23 protein-coding genes are annotated in these 19777 nt (G+C 71.2%); 19 read left to right on the top strand and 4 right to left on the bottom strand.

Annotated elements, in window-relative coordinates; all coding sequences use genetic code 11:
- Nucleotides 1–19 precede the first annotated feature (19 nt).
- The 12 genes from ffh to dprA all read left to right on the top strand — a co-directional run bounded on the left by ffh (nt 20) and on the right by dprA (nt 10158).
- On the top strand, nt 20–1552 hold the full coding sequence (gene ffh / locus EDD29_RS04420; protein ID WP_123662546.1) for a signal recognition particle protein: 1533 nt from the start codon (nt 20–22) through the stop codon (nt 1550–1552).
- Nucleotides 1553–1777: 225 nt separating this feature from the next.
- Nucleotides 1778–2218, top strand: a complete 441-nt coding sequence (rpsP, locus tag EDD29_RS04425; RefSeq protein ID WP_123662548.1) for a 30S ribosomal protein S16 — start codon at nt 1778–1780, stop codon at nt 2216–2218.
- Nucleotides 2219–2461 (top strand): RNA-binding protein, encoded by a 243-nt coding sequence (locus EDD29_RS04430; protein ID WP_123662550.1) that lies wholly within the window; start codon nt 2219–2221, stop codon nt 2459–2461.
- 3 nt (nt 2462–2464) lie between these two features.
- Entirely contained in the window at nt 2465–2965 is a 501-nt protein-coding gene (gene rimM, locus EDD29_RS04435) for a ribosome maturation factor RimM (RefSeq protein ID WP_123662552.1), read from the top strand.
- Between the two features lie 20 nt (nt 2966–2985).
- Entirely contained in the window at nt 2986–3774 is a 789-nt protein-coding gene (trmD, locus tag EDD29_RS04440) for a tRNA (guanosine(37)-N1)-methyltransferase TrmD (protein ID WP_123662553.1), read from the top strand.
- 175 nt (nt 3775–3949) lie between these two features.
- Nucleotides 3950–4303 (top strand): 50S ribosomal protein L19, encoded by a 354-nt coding sequence (gene rplS / locus EDD29_RS04445; protein ID WP_123662555.1) that lies wholly within the window; start codon nt 3950–3952, stop codon nt 4301–4303.
- Between the two features lie 178 nt (nt 4304–4481).
- Complete coding sequence (gene lepB, locus EDD29_RS04450) at nt 4482–5336, top strand: signal peptidase I (protein ID WP_246052505.1); 855 nt, start codon at nt 4482–4484, stop codon at nt 5334–5336.
- A 138-nt stretch (nt 5337–5474) separates the two neighbouring features.
- Entirely contained in the window at nt 5475–6167 is a 693-nt protein-coding gene (locus tag EDD29_RS04455) for a ribonuclease HII (RefSeq protein ID WP_246052506.1), read from the top strand.
- On the top strand, nt 6157–6465 hold the full coding sequence (locus EDD29_RS04460) for a DUF2469 domain-containing protein (RefSeq protein ID WP_123662559.1): 309 nt from the start codon (nt 6157–6159) through the stop codon (nt 6463–6465). The genes EDD29_RS04455 and EDD29_RS04460 overlap by 11 nt, the downstream gene beginning before the upstream one ends.
- Before the next feature lie 151 nt (nt 6466–6616).
- Nucleotides 6617–6973 (top strand): YraN family protein, encoded by a 357-nt coding sequence (locus EDD29_RS04465; RefSeq protein WP_123662561.1) that lies wholly within the window; start codon nt 6617–6619, stop codon nt 6971–6973.
- Nucleotides 6973–8517 (top strand): YifB family Mg chelatase-like AAA ATPase, encoded by a 1545-nt coding sequence (locus EDD29_RS04470; protein ID WP_123662562.1) that lies wholly within the window; start codon nt 6973–6975, stop codon nt 8515–8517. Before EDD29_RS04465 ends, EDD29_RS04470 begins: the two co-directional genes overlap by 1 nt.
- Before the next feature lie 501 nt (nt 8518–9018).
- Nucleotides 9019–10158, top strand: coding sequence for a DNA-processing protein DprA (gene dprA, locus EDD29_RS04475; RefSeq protein WP_123662563.1), 1140 nt, complete (start codon nt 9019–9021; stop codon nt 10156–10158).
- A gap of 255 nt (nt 10159–10413) precedes the next feature.
- On the opposite strand, the gene EDD29_RS04480 is transcribed toward dprA, so the two are convergent.
- The 4 genes from EDD29_RS04480 to EDD29_RS04495 all read right to left on the bottom strand — a co-directional run bounded on the left by EDD29_RS04480 (nt 10414) and on the right by EDD29_RS04495 (nt 13314).
- Nucleotides 10414–11676: an RNA polymerase sigma factor gene (locus EDD29_RS04480; protein WP_123662564.1), complete on the bottom strand. Its 1263-nt coding sequence runs from the start codon at nt 11674–11676 to the stop codon at nt 10414–10416.
- Nucleotides 11673–12029 (bottom strand): YciI family protein, encoded by a 357-nt coding sequence (locus EDD29_RS04485; protein WP_123662565.1) that lies wholly within the window; start codon nt 12027–12029, stop codon nt 11673–11675. The genes EDD29_RS04480 and EDD29_RS04485 overlap by 4 nt, the downstream gene beginning before the upstream one ends.
- Nucleotides 12030–12057: 28 nt before the next feature.
- Nucleotides 12058–12687 carry a DUF998 domain-containing protein gene (locus EDD29_RS04490; RefSeq protein ID WP_123662566.1) on the bottom strand — a complete coding sequence of 210 codons (630 nt, stop codon included), beginning with the start codon at nt 12685–12687 and terminating at the stop codon, nt 12058–12060.
- Between the two features lie 144 nt (nt 12688–12831).
- On the bottom strand, nt 12832–13314 hold the full coding sequence (locus tag EDD29_RS04495; RefSeq protein ID WP_123662568.1) for a M23 family metallopeptidase: 483 nt from the start codon (nt 13312–13314) through the stop codon (nt 12832–12834).
- A gap of 289 nt (nt 13315–13603) precedes the next feature.
- Between EDD29_RS04495 and rpsB the strand changes: the two genes are divergently transcribed.
- From rpsB to EDD29_RS04530, 7 genes are all read left to right on the top strand, one after another.
- Complete coding sequence (gene rpsB / locus EDD29_RS04500; protein WP_123662570.1) at nt 13604–14539, top strand: 30S ribosomal protein S2; 936 nt, start codon at nt 13604–13606, stop codon at nt 14537–14539.
- Nucleotides 14540–14575: 36 nt separating this feature from the next.
- Nucleotides 14576–15412 carry a translation elongation factor Ts gene (tsf, locus tag EDD29_RS04505; protein ID WP_123662572.1) on the top strand — a complete coding sequence of 279 codons (837 nt, stop codon included), beginning with the start codon at nt 14576–14578 and terminating at the stop codon, nt 15410–15412.
- A 118-nt stretch (nt 15413–15530) separates the two neighbouring features.
- On the top strand, nt 15531–16292 hold the full coding sequence (gene pyrH, locus EDD29_RS04510; protein ID WP_123662574.1) for a UMP kinase: 762 nt from the start codon (nt 15531–15533) through the stop codon (nt 16290–16292).
- Nucleotides 16293–16308: 16 nt separating this feature from the next.
- Nucleotides 16309–16866, top strand: coding sequence for a ribosome recycling factor (frr, locus tag EDD29_RS04515; RefSeq protein ID WP_123662576.1), 558 nt, complete (start codon nt 16309–16311; stop codon nt 16864–16866).
- An 11-nt stretch (nt 16867–16877) separates the two neighbouring features.
- A complete protein-coding gene (locus EDD29_RS04520; RefSeq protein WP_246052507.1) occupies nt 16878–17699 on the top strand; it encodes a phosphatidate cytidylyltransferase in 822 nt (273 codons plus the stop codon).
- Between the two features lie 14 nt (nt 17700–17713).
- Complete coding sequence (rlmN, locus tag EDD29_RS04525; RefSeq protein WP_123662580.1) at nt 17714–18904, top strand: dual-specificity RNA methyltransferase RlmN; 1191 nt, start codon at nt 17714–17716, stop codon at nt 18902–18904.
- 20 nt (nt 18905–18924) lie between these two features.
- Complete coding sequence (locus EDD29_RS04530; protein ID WP_123662582.1) at nt 18925–19764, top strand: hypothetical protein; 840 nt, start codon at nt 18925–18927, stop codon at nt 19762–19764.
- Nucleotides 19765–19777: the final 13 nt, after the last annotated feature.

The raw sequence follows: 19777 nt of genomic DNA on the forward strand, positions 1-19777 counted from the left end.
CGTCACGCTAGGACGGGTCGTGTTCGAGAATCTCTCCGATCGGCTGACTTCGGTCTTCACCAACCTGCGCAGCAAGGGCAGGTTGTCGGAGTCCGACATCAATGCCACCGCGCGGGAGATCCGGGTCGCGCTCCTCGAGGCGGACGTCGCGCTGCCGGTGGTCAAGGGGTTCATCGAGAACGTCAAGGAGCGGGCGCGCGGCGTCGACGTCTCCAAGGCGCTGAACCCCGCGCAGCAGGTCGTCAAGATCGTCAACGACGAGCTGATCGAGATCCTGGGCGGTGAGACCCGGCGCGTCCGGTTCGCCAAGACCGCCCCGACGGTCATCATGCTCGCGGGCCTCCAGGGCGCCGGTAAGACCACCCTGGCGGGCAAACTGGCCCGCTGGCTCAAGGAGGAGGGCCACACGCCCCTCCTGGTGGCCTGCGACCTCCAGCGCCCCAACGCCGTCCAGCAGCTCCAGGTGATGGGCGAGCGGGCCGGGGTCCCGGTCTTCGCGCCCGAGCCGGGCAACGGCGTCGGCGACCCCGTCCGGGTCGCGCAGTCGTCGATCATCGAGGCCAAGCGCGCCCAGCACGACGTGGTGATCATCGACACCGCGGGCCGGCTCGGCATCGACACCGAGATGATGCAGCAGGCCATCGACATCCGGCAGAGCACCCAGCCGGACGAGGTCCTGTTCGTCGTCGACGCCATGGTCGGCCAGGACGCGGTCAACACCGCCCAGGCGTTCATGGACGGCGTCGGCTTCGACGGCGTCGTGCTCACCAAGCTCGACGGCGACGCCCGCGGCGGCGCGGCGCTGTCCATCCGGCAGATCACCGGCCGGCCGATCATGTTCGCCTCCACGGGCGAGAAGCTCGAGGACTTCGACGTCTTCCACCCCGACCGGATGGCCGGCCGGATCCTGGACATGGGCGACATCCTCACCCTCATCGAGCAGGCCCAGCGCCAGTTCGACGAGGAAGAGGCGGCCAAGATGGCCGGGAAGCTCGCCTCGGGCGAGGACTTCACGCTGGACGACTTCCTCCAGCAGATGATGATGATCCAGAAGATGGGCCCGATCGGGAACCTGCTGGGCATGCTGCCCGGCATGGGCCAGATGCGGCAGCAGATCGACCAGATCGACGATCGCGACCTCGACCGGGTCGCCGCGATCATCCGGTCCATGACGCCCGGCGAGCGCGCCGAACCGAAGATGATCAACGGCTCGCGCCGCGCCCGCATCGCCAAGGGCTCCGGCACCACGGTCGGCGAGGTCAGCTCGCTCGTCACCCGGTTCTTCCAGGCCCAGAAGATGATGAAGGCCATGGCCGGCGGCATGGGGATCCCCGGAATGCCGGGCACCCGCCGTGGCAAGCCCGCCAAGCAGGTCAAGCCCAAGAAGGGCAAGCGCCAGTCCGGCGACCCCCGCAAGCGGGCCCTGGGCCCCGGTGCGAAGCCCGAGGAGCAGCAGGGCGGCCTGCCCCCGGCCTTCGGCGGCGGCCTGCCCCAGCAGCTCCCCCCGGGCTTCCAGATGCCCGACCTGGGCGACTTCGGCAAGAAGGACTGACCCCGACCGCCCCGGCGCTCTGCGGGAAACGCAGGGTGCGGGGGCGGTTTCGGAGTGGCGTGGGCGAGCAGTCACTCGGATCTGGCAGAATGGGATGCTGGAAACCCGGTACGTGAGGCGCCCTCTCATCGCCCTAGCGCCCGGAGTCCATCTGAACGGCTCCGCTCTGGTCCCCACCCTTGCGGTCGTCGTTCTCCTGTTACTGAAACCGGAGTTACCACACCCGTGGCTGTCAAGATCAAGCTCAAGCGTCTCGGTAAGATCCGCGGCGCCCAGTACCGCATCGTCATCGCCGACGCCCGCACCAAGCGGGACGGTCGCGCGATCGAGGAGATCGGCAAGTACCACCCGAAGGAGGAGCCCTCGCTGATCGAGGTCGAGTCCGAGCGGGTGCAGTACTGGCTGGGCGTCGGCGCGCAGCCGACCGAGTCCGTCGAGAAGCTGCTCAAGATCACCGGCGACTGGCAGAAGTTCAAGGGCCTTCCCGGCGCCGAGGGCACGCTGAAGACCGCCGAGCCCAAGGCCGACAAGGGCGCGCTGTTCGCCGCCGCCTCCAAGGAGGCCGCGAACCTCGACGGTGGCGCCGCCACCACGCCGAAGGCGGCCAAGAAGAAGGCCGAGCCCAAGGAAGAGTCCGCCGAGACCGAAGCCCCGAGCGAGGCCTAAGTGCTCGAAGAAGCGCTCGAGCACCTGGTCCGTGGCATCGTCGATCACCCCGACGAGGTGCAGGTCAACGCCAAGCGGATCCGCGGTGGCCGAGTCCTCGAGGTGCGTGTGCACGCCGAGGACCTCGGCAAGGTCATCGGCCGGAGCGGTCGTACCGCGAAGGCCCTCCGCACGGTCATGGGCGCCCTCTCGGGCGGCCGTTATGTCCGTGTGGACCTGCTCGACGTCAACGAGGTCCGCTGACCAGTGCAATTGGTAGTGGGCCGCATCGGCAAACCGCACGGTATCCGTGGCGACGTCACCGTCGACGTCCGTACTGACGACGCCGACACCCGGTTCGCACCGGGTGAGGCGCTCGCCACGGATCCCGTGTCGGCCGGTCCGCTGACGGTCGCGTCGGCCCGCTGGCACAGCGGGCGTCTCGTGGTGCGCTTCGAGGGGGTCGCCGATCGCAACGGCGCCGAGGGGCTGCGCGGCATCTGGCTGGTGATCGATTCCGCGGAGATCCTGCCCTCGTCCGATCCGGACGAGTTCCACGACCAGCAGCTCATCGGGCTGAGGGTCGTCACCACTTCCGGCGAGGAGATCGGGACGGTCTCGGAGATCCTGCATCACGCGCAGGAGCTCATCGTGGTGGACACCCCCGCCGGTGACCGTTATGTGCCTTTCGTCGCGGCGATCGTCCCGGAGGTCGACCTCGAAGGCGGCCGGCTGGTCGTCGATCCGCCCGGCGGGCTCTTCGACTAGCGACCCTCCCGGATCCTCACGTGCGCTTCGACGTCATCACGATCTTCCCCGAGTACTTCTCGCCCCTGTCGGCCTCCCTGCTGGGCAAGGCCGCCGACAAGGGGCTTCTGTCGTTCGGCGTGCACGACCTGCGCGACTGGGCCTACGACAGGCACCGCACCGTGGACGACACGCCGTACGGCGGCGGTCCCGGCATGGTCATGAAGCCCGCCCCTTGGGGTGAGGCCCTGGACGACGTGCTGACGCCGGAAAGCCGGCTCGTCGTCCCCACCCCGTCAGGCAGGCCGTTCACTCAGGCCGTCGCGGGAGAACTCGCCTCCGCGCCCCACCTCGTCTTCGCGTGCGGGCGCTACGAGGGCATCGACTCGCGCGTCATGGCGCACTACCGGGACGTCGTAGAGGTCCACGAGCTCAGCATCGGCGACTACGTGCTCGCCGGGGGAGAGGTCGCGGTCCTGGTGATGGTCGAGGCGGTCTCCCGGCTCGTGCCCGGCGTCCTCGGCAACGCCGAGTCCGTCTCCGACGACTCCTTCGCGCCCGGCCGGATGGAGACCCTCGTCGAAGGGCCCGTCTACACCAAGCCGCCCGTCTGGCGCGATCGGGAGGTGCCCGCGGTCCTGAAGTCGGGCCACCACGGGAAGATCGCGCGCTGGCGGCGCGACGAGGCGTTCCGCCGGACCGCCGCGCTGCGGCCCGACCTCCTGGCGCGGCTGGACCCCAAGGCGCTGGACAAGCACGACCGCAGGCTCCTGGCGGAGCTCGGGCTGGGCGACCTCGCGGTGCCCGGCCGGCACGCGCTGGACGGCTGATCGCCCGCGGGCCGCCGGTGATCGGGTGAGTGCGCTCCGATTTGGAGGAGCACCCCGAAGGTATGGCAAACTAGAGCGTCGCGTGCTTTCGCGCGCGCTCATACGTCCCCGCACCTGACGCCCCCATCTCCACTCTGGGGCCTCTCCGGTCCGGGCCAGCAAGCAAGGACACTCCATGCACACCCTGATCCAGGAGATCGAGAAGGCCGCGCTGCGGTCGGACCTCCCGAGCTTCCGCCCCGGTGACACCGTCAAGGTGCACGTGCGGATCACCGAGGGCAAGGTCAGCCGTATCCAGCTCTTCGAGGGCGTCGTGATCCGCCGTCAGGGCGGCGGCGCGCGCGAGACCTTCACCGTCCGCAAGGTCAGCAAGGGCGGCTACGGCGTCGAGCGGACCTTCCCGCTCAACCTCCCGGCCATCGAGAAGCTCGAGGTCACCATCCGCGGTGACGTGCGCCGCGCCAAGCTCTACTACCTGCGCAACCTGCGCGGCAAGGCCGCCCGCATCAAGGAGAAGCGCGACTTCTAGTCGTCACTCCCCACGGGACTTTCCGAACGCCTGGCCTCTTACGGGGCCGGGCGTTCGGCGTTCTTGGCCGCCGCATGGCCTTGGCCCGCGGGGGCGCCGGGCGGGGCAGCGCTAGGCTCGCTCTCTGATGAGTGACGAAGAACCAGGGCCCAGCGCGTCCGGGGAGGATCGGAGACCGGTGCGTTCCGACATCGACGGCGTCAGCGCCGACGAGGGCGAGGGGACAGACGGCCCCGAGGGCCCAGAAGGCCCCGAAAGCCCGGAAGAGGTTTCCGACGGAAAGAAGCAGGGCTCCTTCTGGAAGGAACTGCCCCTGCTGATCGCGGTGGCGCTGGTCCTGGCCCTGGTGATCAAGACCTTTGTCGTGCAGGCGTTCTACATCCCGTCCTCCTCGATGGAGGAGACGCTCCAGATCGGCGACCGCGTCCTGGTCAACAAGCTGGTCTACAAGATCCGGGACATCGAGCGCGGCGACGTCGTCGTCTTCAGCGGGCTGGAGAGCTGGGACCCCGAGGTCGACGTGGCCGAGCCGACCAATCCCGTCCAGCGCGTCCTGCGGGCCGTGGGGACGGCGTTCGGGGTCGTCGCGGGGGAGAAGGACTACATCAAGCGGGTCGTGGGCGTGCCCGGCGACCACGTGGTCTGCTGCGAGGCGTCGACCGGCAGGATCACCGTCAACGACGTCCCGCTGGACGAGACCGCCTACCTGTACACCGATCCGATCACCGGCAAGCAGAACGTGCCGTCCACCCAGAAGTTCGACGTCGTCGTGCCGCCCGGAAGGCTGTGGGTCATGGGCGACCACCGCGAGGTGTCGTGGGACTCCCGGGGGCACCAGGCCGACCCCGGCGCCGGCACCATCCCGGTCGGCAGCGTGATCGGGAGGGCGTTCGTGGTGGTGTGGCCGCTTCGGCACTGGCAGATCCTGGACATCCCCGCGACGTTCTCGCAGCCGTCCCTCGGGGCGGGCGGGGCGGGGAGCGCCCCGGGTGGCGCCGTGGCGGCCCCGCAGGTCCTGGCGCGCCGCGATTGACGGTGACCGGATCCACACCCGTCCATGACGGGGGATCTCGTCGGGCATTGGGTGGTCGTCCGTCGGTGGGCGTAAAGTTCCGGGTATGTACAGCCGCTCGATCGGGCTCCTCCCGTGATCACAGGCACACGGCGCCCGGTGCGGTTCACCCCGCGGCGGGACGCCGGGATGTACGGCTATGAGCGCGCTCTGGCGCACGGCGGCTTCGCCCGCGTCGCAGGGGTCGACGAGGCGGGGCGCGGAGCCTGCGCGGGGCCGCTGGTGGTGGCCGCGGTGATCCTCGACGGCCTGAAGGTGCCCGGCCTCGCCGACTCCAAGCTGCTGACCGCGGCCAGGCGTGAGGCCCTGTACGCGGAGATCACCGCGCGGGCCGTCTGGTCGGTCCTCGTGGTGCCGAGCGCCGAACTGGACCGGGTGGGGCTGCACGCCAGCAACGTCACGGGAATGCGGCGGGTCCTGCGGACGCTGTCGGTCGAGCCGTCCTACGTGCTGACGGACGGGTTCGGCGTGCCGGGCCTGGAGGTGCCCAGCCTCCGGGTGATCAAGGGCGACCGGGCGGTGGCCTGCATCGCCGCGGCCTCGGTGGTCGCCAAGGTCACCAGGGACCGGATCATGGCGGACCTGCACGGGGTGTATCCGCAGTACGGTTTCGCCGTGCACAAGGGTTACAGCACGCCGGAGCACATGGCCGCCCTGGCGAGCCACGGACCCTGCCCGGAGCACCGTTTCTCCTTCGTCAACGTCCGGGCGAGGGTCGCGGACGGCTCGGGAGTGGTCGCGCTCCCGGGCATGGTGAACAATGAGCAGATGGGAGGAGAAGATGAGCGCTGAGGACCTGGAGAAGTACGAGACCGAGATGGAGCTCCAGCTCTATCGTGAATACCGTGACGTCGTGGGCCTGTTCACCTATGTGGTGGAGACCGAGCGCAGGTTCTACCTGACCAACACGGTCGATCTCCAGGTGCGGGCACTCGAGGGCGGTGAGGTGTACTTCGAGGTCACCATGCAGGACGCCTGGGTCTGGGATATGTACCGTCCTGCGAGGTTTGTGAAGAATGTGCGGGTCGTCACGTTCCATGATGTGAACGTCGAGGAGCTGGCCAAGCCCGATCTTCAACTGCCGAACTAGGCCGATTTTCTTCTTCTCCGTTATCGCCTGGTCGGTCGGTCTTTGTCGGCCGTTTTTCACGCCGTCTCCGCAGAAGTTATCCACAGAATGCGATTCGGGTCCGGTTCGTCCGGGCGGGTGGATGCAGGGTCGGGGGTGGAGGTGATCGGCGATGAACGCCAACCACGAACTCGGCCGGCGCGGTGAGGAAGCCGCGGCCGCCTACCTGCGCGAACTCGGCTGGCGGGTGCTGGACCGCAACTGGCGCTGCCCCGAGGGTGAACTCGACATAGTCGCCCTGGAAGGGCGCACCCACGTCTTCTGCGAGGTCAAGACCCGCCGCACCCTCGCCTTCGGCCACCCCGCCGAAGCGGTGACCCCCGCGAAAGCCCGTCGTTTAAGAGGACTCGCCCTGCGCTGGTCCCGCGAACACGGGGTGCGCGCCGCGGGAATCCGCATCGACCTGATCGGCCTCATCGGCGGCGGGCCCGCGGGCTTCACCGTCGAGCACCTGCGGGAGGTGGCGTGATGGCGCTCGCCCGCACCCGGTCCGTCGGCCTGGTCGGGGTCCGCGGCCACCTCGTCGACGTCGAGGCCGCGATCACCAACGGGACGCCGGGCCTGCACCTGTTCGGGCTGCCCGACACGGCGCTCAGCGAGGCCAGAGGCCGGGTCCGGGCGGCGATCCTGCACTCGGGGGAGGACTGGCCGAGCCGGCATGTGACCGTCGCGCTCGGCCCCGCCGACCTGCCCAAGGGCGGCGCGGGATTCGACCTGGCCATCGCGGTGGCGGTGCTCGCCGCGGCGGGGGTACTGCCCCTCACGGCCTGCGCGGAGCCCGTCATGATCGGGGAACTCGGCCTGGACGGCAGGCTCAGGCCCGTCCAGGGGGCGCTCCCGGCCGTCATGGCCGCGGCCGAGGCGGGGTTCCGGAGCGTGGTGGTGCCCCGGGCCAACCGGGAGGAGGCGGAACTCGTCCCGGGCCTGCGGGTCCTGGCCGTGGCGTCGCTGCGGGGGCTGCTGTGCGAACTGCGCGGCGATCCCCCTCCCGAAGAGCCCGAGCCCCAGGGGCCCGAGGCGTACTCCGTGCTGGAGGCGCGCCCGTCGCGTCGCGGGATGCTCGACCTCGCCGACGTGCGGGGCCAGGCCGCGGGCAGACGGGCACTGGAGATCAGCGCGGCGGGCGGGCACCACCTGTTCCTGCTCGGGCCGCCCGGATGCGGCAAGACCATGCTCGCCGAGCGGCTGCCCAGCCTGCTTCCCCCGCTGGAACGGCAGACCGCGCTGGAGGTCACCGCGATCCACTCCGTGGCCGGCACGCTCCCGCCAGGGCAGCCGCTCATCGGCGATCCGCCCTTCCAGGCGCCGCACCACACCGCGTCCCGCACGGCGATGATCGGCGGCGGCTCCGGCCGCCGCGTCCGTCCGGGCGCGATCAGCCTCGCCCACGCGGGGGTCCTCTTCATAGACGAGGCTCCCGAGTTCTCCGGCGGGGTGCTCGATTCGATGCGCCAGCCGATGGAGCAGGGCGAGGTGCGGATCGACCGCACCGCGTTCACCGTCCGCTTCCCCGCCCTGTTCACGCTGGTGATGGCCGCCAACCCGTGTCCCTGCGCCGCCGCGAAGGTCCTGCAATGCCGCTGCACGCCCGCGATCCGTTCCCGGTACCTGTCCCGCATCTCCGGCCCGCTCCTGGACCGCGTCGACCTCAAGCTGGAGCTGAGCCCGGCCACCCGCGCCGAACTCCGCTACGACCTGGAGGCCGCCGAGTCCAGCGCGACCGTGTCCGCACGCGTCCTGGAGGCCCGCGAACGCGCCCTGAAACGCATGGCGGGCCTGCCCTGGCGCACCAACAGCGAAGTCCCCGGCCCCGAACTCCGCCGCCGCTTCGCCCCACCCCCCGAAGCCCTCCTCCCCCTGGAACTGGCCCTCCAGGACGGCTCGCTCAGCGCCCGAGGCATGGACCGCGCCCTGCGCGCCGCCTGGACCATCGCCGACCTGGCCGGCCGCGAGACCCCGGCCCCCTGGGACACCGCCGAAGCCCTCTCCTTCTGGCAGGGCCACACCTCCTGACCGCACCAGCCGAAGAACGCACGACCACCCCGAACCGATCACGCGAAGCGTCGCCGCGGGGCGGGGCACGCATTCAGCGGGTCGAAGGGAAGGAGGCGAGACGATCGCGGGGAGCGCGGCCGCGGGGCGGGGCACGCGTTCGGCGGGTCCAACGGAGGGAGGTGGGACGGGCGGTGAGCCGGGCGTGGGGACGGTGGCCGCGGGGTGGGGCGTGTGTCCGGCGGGCTGAGGGGAGGAGGCGGAGGGCGGGAGCGTGCCGGTCGGGTGTGCTCGGACGGGAAATGAGCGGAGGTTCGGTGGGACGGGGTCCGTGCGTGTCCTGCGGGTGAGGGAGGAGCGTGGGGTGCGGGGCGGGGACATGTGCGATGCGGCCGGGCGGGCAGGGCCGCGGTGGCGGGGCGGAGGAGGAAGGCGTGACGGCGGATCGGTCGGTTGGTGGGTGCGGGTGAGGTGGGTGGGGGGTTTGTGTGGTTCTGGGTGGGTTTTGGGAGGGGGAAGGTGATGGAGGACGAGAGGGTGGCGCGGGTCTGGCTCAGTGGGGTGTGCGAGCCGGGGGACGCGAGCGTGTGGCGGTTGGTGCGGGAGGTCGGGGCGGCGGAGGCCGTCGCGGCGATTCAGCGGGGGAGGGTGCCCCGGGGGAGCGGGGCCACGGAGAAGAAGGTGGTGGGGTGGGGGATGCGGGCGGGGGCGTTCGATCTGGAAGGGGCGCTGTTCATCTGCGCGCAGTTCGGCGGGCGGGTCGTGTGCCCGGGAGACGCGGAGTGGCCCTCCACCCTCGACCAGCTCGGTGAGGCGGCGCCGCTGCTGCTGTGGGTGCGGGGCTCCGTCGACCTGCGGGCGGTGTGCCTGAGATCCGTCGCGGTCGTCGGGGCGCGGGCGGCGAGCCCCTACGGGCTGCGCGCCGCCGCGGACCTCGGGGCCGAGCTCGCCGACCGCGGCTGGACCGTGGTGAGCGGCGGCGCCCTCGGCGTCGACGGGGCCGCCCACCGGGGCGTGCTCGCGGCCGACGGCACCACGGTCGCCGTCCTGGCCAGCGGCGTCGACGTGGCCTACCCGCCCCGGCACGAGGCGATGTTCGGCGAGATCGCCGCGGCGGGGCTGCTGGTGAGCGAGTGGCCGCCGACGGTCCATCCGACGCGGCCGAGGTTCCTCGTCCGCAACCGGGTCATCGCCGCGCTCACCAAGGGGACCGTGGTGGTCGAGGCGGACCTGCGCAGCGGCGCGCTCAACACGGCCCACCACGCCCGCTCGCTGGGCAGGCACCTCATGGCCTATCCGGGGCCGGTCACCTCGCTGATGTCCCGCGGCTGCCACGAGCTGCTCCGCGCGACCCCGCCGCACACCAGGCTCGTCACCTGCGCCGCCGACGTGCTGGAGGAGGTCGGCCCCATCGGCGAGGGACTGGACCGCCCCGACGGCCGCCCCGTCCTCCCCCGCGACCACCTGGACCCCGACACCAGGGCGGTCCTGGAGGCGGTCCCCGCAGGCTCCCGAGGCGCCCCCACCCACGCCATAGCCGTCGCCGCCTCCCTCGACCTCCCCACCACCCGAAGCCGCCTGGCCCTCCTGGCCGCCACCGGCTTCATTGACCGCACCCGGTCCGGCTGGCGCCTCCGCACCCCCCACACCCCACCCCTCTGACCTCCACCCGCACCTGCCCGGCCCCCGGCCTTTCCCGCCCTGCTCTGCCGCGCCCTTCGCGCGGATCTGGGAAGGGTCGCGTGATTCCGGTCCCGCCCTGCTCTGCTGTGCCCTTCGCGCGGATCCGGGAAGGGTCGCGTGATTCCGGGGAAGGGGTGAGCGCGAAGCCGGGGGCGGTGGGCCGGACGGTCGTGGTCCTGGGGCCGGGGTGGGGTGCCGTTGGAGGCGGAACTCCGGGGTCGGGTGGGGTGGGGGTCAGGGGGATCGGGATTTTTGGAGGTAGAGGGATTTCTCTTGGGGGTTCTGGGTCTTCCGGGCGGCTTGGAGGTAGGCGGTGCGGGCTTCGGAGGTGCGGCCCAGACGGGCCAGGAGGTCGGCGCGGGCGGCGGAGAGATGGGGGGAGTCGGGGAGGGTCGTGGTGAGGGGGGCGAGCATGGCGAGGGCTTGTTCCGGGCCTTCGGACATGGAGACGGCCATGGCGTGGTTCAGGGTGACCACGGGGGAGGGCCAGCGGGCGGAGAGCTGGGCGTAGAGGGCGGTGATGCGGGGCCAGTCGGTTTCGGGGAAGGAGGGCGAGGTCGCGTGGCAGGCGGCGATGGCGGCCTGGAGGGTGTAGCGGCCGGGAGGGCCGGACGCGGCGGCGCGCTCCAGGGCGGCCATGCCCCTGCGGATGAGGAGGCGGTCCCAGCGGCGGCGGTCCTGGTCGGGGAGGAGGACGGGGGAGCCGTCGGGCGCGGCGCGGGCGGGCAGGCGGGAGCCGTGCAGCTCGGTGAGGGCCTGGAGGCCGTGGGTCTCCGGCTCGTCGGGCAGCAGCCCGGCGAGCAGGCGCGCCAGGCGCATCGCCTCCTCGCACAGGGACGGACGGGTCCAGTCGGTCCCGGCGGTCGCCGAGTAGCCCTCGTTGAAGATCAGGTAGACCACGCCGAGGACGGAGGTGAGGCGCTCGGGGAGGTCGGCGGCCGTCGGGAGCTCGTAGGGCACGCCCCGCTCCGCGAGGGTCCGCTTGGCCCGGACGATGCGCTGGGAGGCGGCGGCCTCGGAGATCAGGAACGCCCTGGCCACCTCCTCGGTGGTCAGGCCGCCGAGGAGGCGGAGCGTGAGCGCGGCCCTGCCCTCGGGCCGCAGGACGGGATGGCACGCGATGAAGATCAGCCGCAGGAGGTCGTCGCCGACGGGGTCGTCGAGCGCGGCGTCGAGGTCGGGTCCGGGGGCGTCGGAGAGATCCCTGCCGAGCTCGGCGACCTTGCGCTCGTGGACGCGGCGGCGGCGCAGCAGGTCCAGGGCCCGGTTGCGCGCGGTGAGCGCGAGCCAGCCGCCGGGGTTGGCCGGGACGCCGTCGCGGGGCCAGCGCTCGAGCGCGGCGAGGAGCGCGTCCTGGGCGAGTTCCTCCGCGAGGCCGACGTCCCCGGTGAGGCGGACGAGCCCGGCGATGATGCGGCCCGCCTCCAGCCGCCACACCGCCTCGACGGCACGCGAAGGATCGGCCGGCGGGCCGCCGGCCGATCCTGGCGCGGTCACGGCGCGGTGAACACGGAGAGGACGTCCGCCTCCCCTTCCCAGTCGGGCCACAGGTCGCGGTGCAGCCGGAGGAACCTGGCGGCCCACTCGACCGCTTCGGCCCGGTCGCGCACCTGGTAGAGCGCGTAGCTGATCATCTCTTTGGTCTCGGCGAACGGTCCGTCGGTGACGGTGATCTCGCCGTCGGCGAGCGCAACCCGGGCGCCGCCCATGGCGCTGGGGGCCAGCCCGGCGGTGTCCAGCAGCGCGCCGGAGGCCGTCGCCTCCGCGCCGAGCGCGAGGATGGCGTCCATCAGGGCCTGCGGCGGGGGCGCGTCCATCGGCCCGCTCTTCAAGGTGACGAGATAGCGCATCGGGTCTCCTGCCTGAGCTCGCGGGGGGTCAGCGCCGGTACTCGTGGAGGGCCAGCGCGCTCATCCACCCCATGATGCCGACCACGGCGGCGGTGAAGGCGAGATTCGCCCAAACCGCGCCCGCCCCCGCCGCGACGCAGCAGAACCCGACGGCCAGGGCGCCCCCGGCGACGCGGCTCGCGACGGGCGCGAACCGGCGTGCGAGCGGGAACGCGGCGGCGCCGGCCAGGCACAGGAGGCCGGCACCGGAGAGCGCCAGGTGCAGGGCGCCGTTCAGGGTGGGGGCGCCCGGCCCGTCAGGGGTGCCGGCGGGGAATCCGAAGCCGGGGTCCGCGGGGAAGAGACCGGCCCCGGCCATGCCCGCCGCGAACAGGCCGACGAGGACCGTGGCGCCCCGGCCCGCGCCGCCGCGCGCGAGCCCGACGGCGAAGGCCGCCGCCATGAGGCCGGTGAGGAGCAGGTTCGCCGACTGGATCCAGCCGTAGGGGCCGTTGGCGAGCATGCTCCACGCGTGCCGTCCGAAGTCGAAGCCCTCCTTCGTCAGCCCCTGCGCCACCGAGACCGTGACGTACACGGGCCCGGCGATGACGCCGTAGCCCAGCAGGGAACGGGTGACGCGGCTCTCGGCGGTGCAGGCCGTGTCGATCGTGGTGTCCATGGCTTCTCCTCCGTTTCCCGGCACGGTCTCTCCGGCCGTACCAGTGCTACGAAGAGCCCGGCCCCGGACAGACGGCTCCCGCGACTTTTCTTAGAGATTTTTTCGAGGCCGCGGAACGGGGCCCGTGGCCAGGCGCTCCGCCGCTCAGGGACCGAGCGGAAGCAGGATGATCGGGGGCGGCGCGGGCAGGCCGAGCGGATCCAGGTAGGCCGCCCCGTGCCGGAGCCCCCAGTGGAGGCAGGTCGCGGGAGCGCAGTGGGACGGCCCGGCCGCGAGAGTCCCGATCCGCTGCCCGGCGACGACCCGGGCGCCCGGCCTCACCAGCGGAAGAACAGGCTCATAGGTGGTCCGGTAAGCCCCATGGGAGATCGTGACCACTCCCCGGGTGAAGACGGGCCCGGCAAAGGTGACGATCCCCTCGGCCCCCGCCAGGACGGCGCCGCCCGGGGCGCCGCCCGGGGCGCCGGCCAGGAGATCGACCCCCCGATGCCCGGCCAGCCAGTCCCGGGCCGGAGGATCGAACCCCCGCACCACGGAGAACGGCGGTTCCAGCGGCCACCCGGCGGGCGACGGAAGGGGCGGCGCCGCGCTGAGGACGGCGACGAGTACGGCGGACGGCGTGATCATGTGACCACTCTGCGCTCGATCCACCCTCCGAAAGGGCACCGAATCGCGTTCTGTGGACGACCGTTCCGGCCTCCGCCGACCGCTCCGATTCGAGTAGGGGCGCTCGTTCCCCTAAACTGGGGGAACGGACGGGTGAACTCTGCCCTGCGCATGCGCGATCCCGGCCGAATTCTCAGCGTCCGCTCGCCGCTTTTGGGCGGGGCGCGTCTCCCAGGTCTGCAACCCGGCAGGGTCGTAGCGGGGCGCGTCCGGGCGTGACAGGCAACCGAAACGAAGAAGGAGTACGGGTATGGCTCCCGTCGTCACGATGCGACAGCTGCTGGAAAGCGGCGTCCACTTCGGCCACCAGACGCGTCGGTGGAACCCGAAGATGAAGCGCTTCATCCTCACGGAGCGCAACGGCATCTACATCATCGACCTGCAGCAGTCGCTCGCCCACATCGACCGCGCCTTCGAGTTCATCAAGGCGACCGTCGCGCACGGCGGCACGATCCTGTTCGTCGGCACCAAGAAGCAGGCCCAGGAGGCCATCGCCGAGCAGGCGACCCGCGTCGGCATGCCCTACGTGAACCAGCGCTGGCTGGGCGGCATGCTCACCAACTTCTCCACCGTGCACAAGCGCCTCCAGCGCCTCAAGGAGCTCGAGCTCCTCGACTTCGACGACGTGGCCGGCTCCGGCATGACGAAGAAGGAGCTGCTCGGTCTCAAGCGCGAGAAGGAGAAGCTCGAGAAGACCCTTGGCGGTATCCGCGACATGGCGAAGGTCCCCTCCGCCGTGTGGATCGTGGACACCAAGAAGGAGCACATCGCGATCAACGAGGCGAAGAAGCTCAACATCCCCGTCGTCGCGATCCTCGACACCAACTGCGACCCCGACGAGGTCGACTACCCGATCCCGGGTAACGACGACGCCATCCGCGCCGTCAGCATCCTGACCCGCGTCGTCGCCGACGCCGCCGCCGACGGCCTGCTGGCCCGCTCCGGCGGTGGCTCCGACAAGGCCGCCGAGGTCGTCGAGCCGCTGGCCGAGTGGGAGCGCGAGCTGCTCGAGGGCAAGAAGGACGACGAGTCCGCCGCCGCCGCGCCGGCCGCCGAGGCCGCTCCGGAGGCCCCCGAGGCCCCTGCCGCCGAAGCCGCCGTCGAGGCCGCTCCGGAAGCCGCCGAGGCTCCGGCCGTCGAGGCCCCCGAGGCCGAGGCCGCGCCCGAGGCTCCGGCCGCCGAGTAAGTCCTTCTCCCCGACGACGAAGAAAGAACGCGAACCATGGCGAACTTCACCGCCGCCGACGTCAAGCGGCTCCGTGAGCTCACCGGCTCCGGAATGATGGACTGCAAGAACGCGCTCACCGAGGCCGAGGGCGACTTCGAGAAGGCCGTCGAGATCCTGCGCCTCAAGGGCGCCAAGGATGTCGGCAAGCGCGCCGAGCGCACCGCGGGCAACGGCCTCGTGGCCGAGTATTTCAAGGGCGACGGCGACGGCACCCTGCTGGAGCTCAACTGCGAGACCGACTTCGTGGCCAAGCTGGAGTCCTTCGTGGCCCTGGCCGACAAGATCACGAAGTTCGCGGCCGAGTCCGGCGCCGTCGACGTCCCGGCCCTGCTGGGCGCGGAGATCGAGCCGGGCAAGACCGTGCAGCTCCTCATCGAGGAGAACTCGGCCACCATCGGCGAGAAGCTCGAGCTGCGCCGCTTCGCGCACTTCACCGGCGCGTACGTGGCCAGCTACCTGCACAAGTCGGACCCGCAGCTCCCGCCGACCACCGGTGTGCTGGTCCAGCTGTCGGCCCCCAACGCCGACGTGGCCAAGGACATCGCGCAGCAGATCGCGGCCATGTCGCCGAAGTACATCACCTTCGACGAGATCCCGGCCGACGTGATCGAGAAGGAGCGGGCCCTGGCTGAGACCAAGACCCGCGAGGAGGGCAAGCCCGAGGCCGCGATCGCCAAGATCGTCGAGGGTCGGGTCAACTCCTACCTGGCGGACTTCGTCCTGCTCAAGCAGGCGTTCGTCAAGGACAACAAGAAGACCGTCGCCAAGCTCCTCGAAGAGGCCGGCGTGACGGTCGAGCGTTTCGTGCGGTTCAAGGTCGGCCAGGCCTGATCCTCCCGCCACCGGCGGTACCGCCCCCATGACGGTCCGCACCCCCCAACGGAGGGTGCGGGCCGTCAATGGGAGAAACTGAACACAGTACGTGAGCAATGCCTAGGAGGCCGTCGCCGTGCCCGAGAACCCTGAGACCGACGCAGCGACGGCCTCCCCGCATGTCCGCACCCGCAGGGTGCTGCTGAAGCTGTCCGGCGAGGCGTTCGCGGGCGGCCAGCCGCTCGGCATCGACGCCACCGTCGTGCAGACGATCGCCGAGTCGATCAAGACCACGGTCGACGACGGCATCGAGGTGGCCATCGTCTGCGGCGGCGGCAACATGTTCCGCGGCGCGGAACTGTCCGCCCGGGGCATGGACCGCAACCGCGGCGACTACATGGGCATGCTGTCCACCGTGATCAACTGCCTCGCCCTCCAGGACTTCCTGGAGCGGCTCGGGGTCGAGACCCGGGTCCAGACGGCGATCACCATGGCGCAGGTCGCCGAGGCCTACATCCCCCGCCGGGCCGTCCGCCATCTGGAGAAGGGCCGCGTGGTCATCTTCGGTGCGGGCCTCGGCCAGCCCTTCTTCTCCACCGACACCTGTGCCGCCCAGCGCGCGCTGGAGATCGGCGCCGACGCCGTCCTCAAGGGCACGCAGGTGGACGGGGTCTACGACGCCGATCCCCGGACGAACCCGGACGCCGTCCGCTTCGACAGCCTTGATTACGGCGAGGTCCTCCAGCGGGGTCTCAAGGTGATGGACGCGACGGCGATCAGCCTGTGCATGGACAATGGCCTTCCCATCGTGGTCTTCGACCTGATGGGCAAGGGCAACATCGTGCGGGCGGTCCGGGGTGACAAGATCGGCACCCTCGTCAGCCCGGCACAGAACTAAGACGGGAGCCAACGCAGTGATCGACGAGATCCTCTTCGAAGCCGAGGAGAAGATGGACAAGGCGGTCTCGGTCGCCAAGGACGACTTCGCCGGCATCCGCACGGGCCGGGTCACCCCCGCGATGTTCAACAAGATCCTGGTGGAGTACTACGGTGCCCTCACCCCGGTGAACCAGCTCGCGTCCTTCCATCTCCCCGAGCCCCGCATGGTCGTCATCCAGCCGTTCGACAAGGGTTCCATGTCGGCGATCGAGAAGGCGATCCGCAACAGCGACCTCGGGGTGAACCCGGGCAACGACGGCGTGGTCATCAGGGTGGTCTTCCCGGAGCTCTCGGAGGAGCGCCGCAGGGAGTACATCAAGATCGCGGGCGGCAAGGCCGAGGACGCCAAGGTCTCGATCCGCAACATCCGCCGCAAGGCCAACGACACGCTCAACAAGCTCGTCAAGGACGGCGAGGCGGGTGAGGACGAGGTCCGGCGTGCGGAGAAGGAACTGGACGAGGCGACGAAGCGGTACGTGGCCTCGATCGACGCCCTTCTTGAGCACAAGAAGGCCGAACTCCTCGAAGTCTGATGACGCAGGCAGTGGAGCCCACAACCAAGCGCAACCCGGGGCGCAACGTCCCGGTGGCCGTCGGTGTGGGAGCGGGGCTCGGCACCCTCGTGCTGGTCTCGCTCTACACCGTCCGTGAATCCTTCATGGTCGTCCTGCTCGTGTTCGGCGCGGTCGCGCTGCGCGAGCTCACGGGCGCCTTCGCGACGCGCGACATCGCCGTGCCGATGCTCCCGGTCGCCCTGGGCAGCGCGGCGATGCTGCCGGCGGCGTTCTACCAGGGCACCGGCGGCATGGCCGTCACCCTGGCGATGACCGTCCTCGTCACGCTGATCTGGCGGATGAAGGACGGCGCGGCGGGTTATGTGCGCGATGTCACCGCGGCGGTCTTCACCGTGGTGTACCTGCCGTTCCTCGTCGGGTTCGCCATGCTCATGCTGGCCCATCCCGACGGCGCGGACCGGATCACCGTGTTCATCGCGGTCACCGTGGCCAGCGACATCGGCGGCTTCTTCGTCGGCGCCTACCTCGGCAAGCACAAGATCGCCCCCAAGATCAGCCCGAAGAAGACCTGGGAGGGTTTCGCGGGCTCGGCGATCACCTGCATGGCGGTGGGCGCGTGGCTGCTGACCTGGCGGCTCGACGGCCAGTGGTGGCAGGGCGTGATCCTCGGCGCCTGCGTGGTGCTGACGGCGACGCTCGGCGACCTCGTCGAGTCGATGATCAAGCGGGATCTGGGCATCAAGGACCTCGGCACGCTGCTGCCCGGCCACGGCGGGGTGATGGACCGGCTCGACTCGCTGCTGATCACGGTCCCGGTGGCCTGGATCCTGTTCGAGGCGTTCCTGCGATGAGCGACACTGAAAGCATGTCTTCCCAGGTAGCGCCCGAGCAGGCGGAGCCGCAGCAGCCGGAGAACACCGACCCGGAGGCGCAGCGCCAGGCCGTGGCGCCGCGCCGTCCCGGTCAGCTGATCTTCGCGGGGCCGCGCCGCGCCAAGCCGCCGCGCCATCTCGCCGACCTCACGGTCGCCGAGCGGCGCGAGGCGGTCGCGGCCCTGGGGGAGAAGCCTTTCCGGGCCGACCAGCTGTCCCGGCACTACTTCGAGAGGCTGATCAGCGATCCCGCGGAGATGCCCGACCTGTCGCAGAAGCTGCGCGACAAGCTCGGCCCCGAGCTGCTGCCCCGGCTGCTCACCTCGGTGCGCGATCTGGCCTGCGACGGCGGCAAGACCCACAAGACGGTCTGGAAGGCCTTCGACGGGGTGCTGTTCGAGTCGGTGCTCATGCGGTACCCCGAGCGGGTGACCATGTGCGTCTCCTCACAGGCCGGATGCGGGATGAACTGCCCGTTCTGCGCCACCGGGCAGGCCGGGCTGACCCGCAACCTGTCGACCGGGGAGATCGTCGAGCAGGTCGCGGGGGGCCAGCGGGCGCTGAACCGCGGGGACATCGCGGGCGGCCCCGGACGCGTGAGCAACATCGTCTTCATGGGCATGGGCGAGCCCCTGGCCAACTACAAGGCGGTGCTCGGCGCCGTGCGGCGGATCACCGAGCCGTCCCCGTCGGGCCTGGGCATCTCCCAGCGTGGCGTGACGGTCTCGACGGTCGGCCTGGTGCCCGCGATCCACAAGCTCACCGAAGAGGGCCTCTCGGTGCGGCTGGCGGTCTCGCTGCACGCCCCCGACGACGAGCTGCGCGACACCCTGGTCCCGATCAACACCCGGTTCAAGGTGCGCGAGGTCCTGGACGCCGCGTTCGGATACGCCAGGAAATCCGGACGAAGGGTGTCGATCGAGTACGCCCTGATCAAGGACGTCAACGACCACGCGTGGCGGGCCGATCTGCTCGGGAAGCTCTTGAAAGGCAAGCTCGTTCACGTCAATCTGATCCCGTTGAACCCGACACCCGGGTCGAAGTGGACGGCTTCGCGGCCGGAGGACGAGCGTGAGTTCGTCCGTCGCCTCGAGGCGCACGGCGTCGCCGTGACCGTCCGCGACACCCGTGGCCGGGAGATCGACGGCGCCTGTGGCCAGCTCGCCGCGGCGACCCAGAGCTGACGTCCGAAGGAGTTCCACCGGTGGCCAGGTTTCCCCGCGCGCTGCGCGGTTACTTCGCCAGCGAGGTCGACGCGCTGATCGTCCGGATCGAGGGGGCGCTGGGCGTCCACGAGGAGCCGGTGCCGCCGATCACCGCGGCCGAGCTGCGCGAGACCAGGCTGGGCGTGGTCCTGCACGGCTACGACCGGCTCGCGGTGGACGCCGCGCTGCTGGAGTACGTGCGGCAGCTGGAGCACCGCGAGCGCGGCGACGCCGACCCCTACACCGAGACGGTGTCCGGCCAGGTGCCGTGGCTGGTGCGGTGGGTGTCCGAAGCGGAGTTCCCGGTCACCAGGGTCCGCGCCGCCTACCGCGAGCGCGACGTCGACGCCTTCCTCGACCGGGTCCTCGCGGGCCTGCGCGGCGAGGGGCCCGCGGTCTCGGGCCGCGCGGTGCGCGAGGCCGTCTTCGGCGGGGTCTTCTGGCGGGCGGGCTACGCCGAGCCCGCGGTCGACCGCTTCCTCAACGAGCTCGCCGCCGCACTGGACCACCTTCAGCAGGTCCCCGCGGGGCCCGACGGCCGGGACGGGGCCGCGCCCGCGGACGGGCCGGGCGAGGCGGGCGAGCATCCCGTGGCCGAGTCCGCCGAAGGCGACGACTCCATGACGGCGGGGGAGACCGCCGAGACGGTTTCACCCGGCGAAGGAGCGGACGGCGCGGACGGCGAGTCCCCTCTCGCGGCGGAAGCCGACGGAGAGACCGCAAACGCGGACACGGACACGGAAGCCGACGCGGAGCCTGTGGCCGACGAGGAGCCCGCCGAAGAGCCCGACGTGTTCGCGGGCGCCGGCGGTGCCGAGGGCGGCTCCGCGCGGTCCTGACGGACGTCCAGGC

The organism is Actinocorallia herbida (assembly GCF_003751225.1).
Classification (GTDB): Bacteria; Actinomycetota; Actinomycetes; order Streptosporangiales; family Streptosporangiaceae; genus Actinocorallia; species Actinocorallia herbida.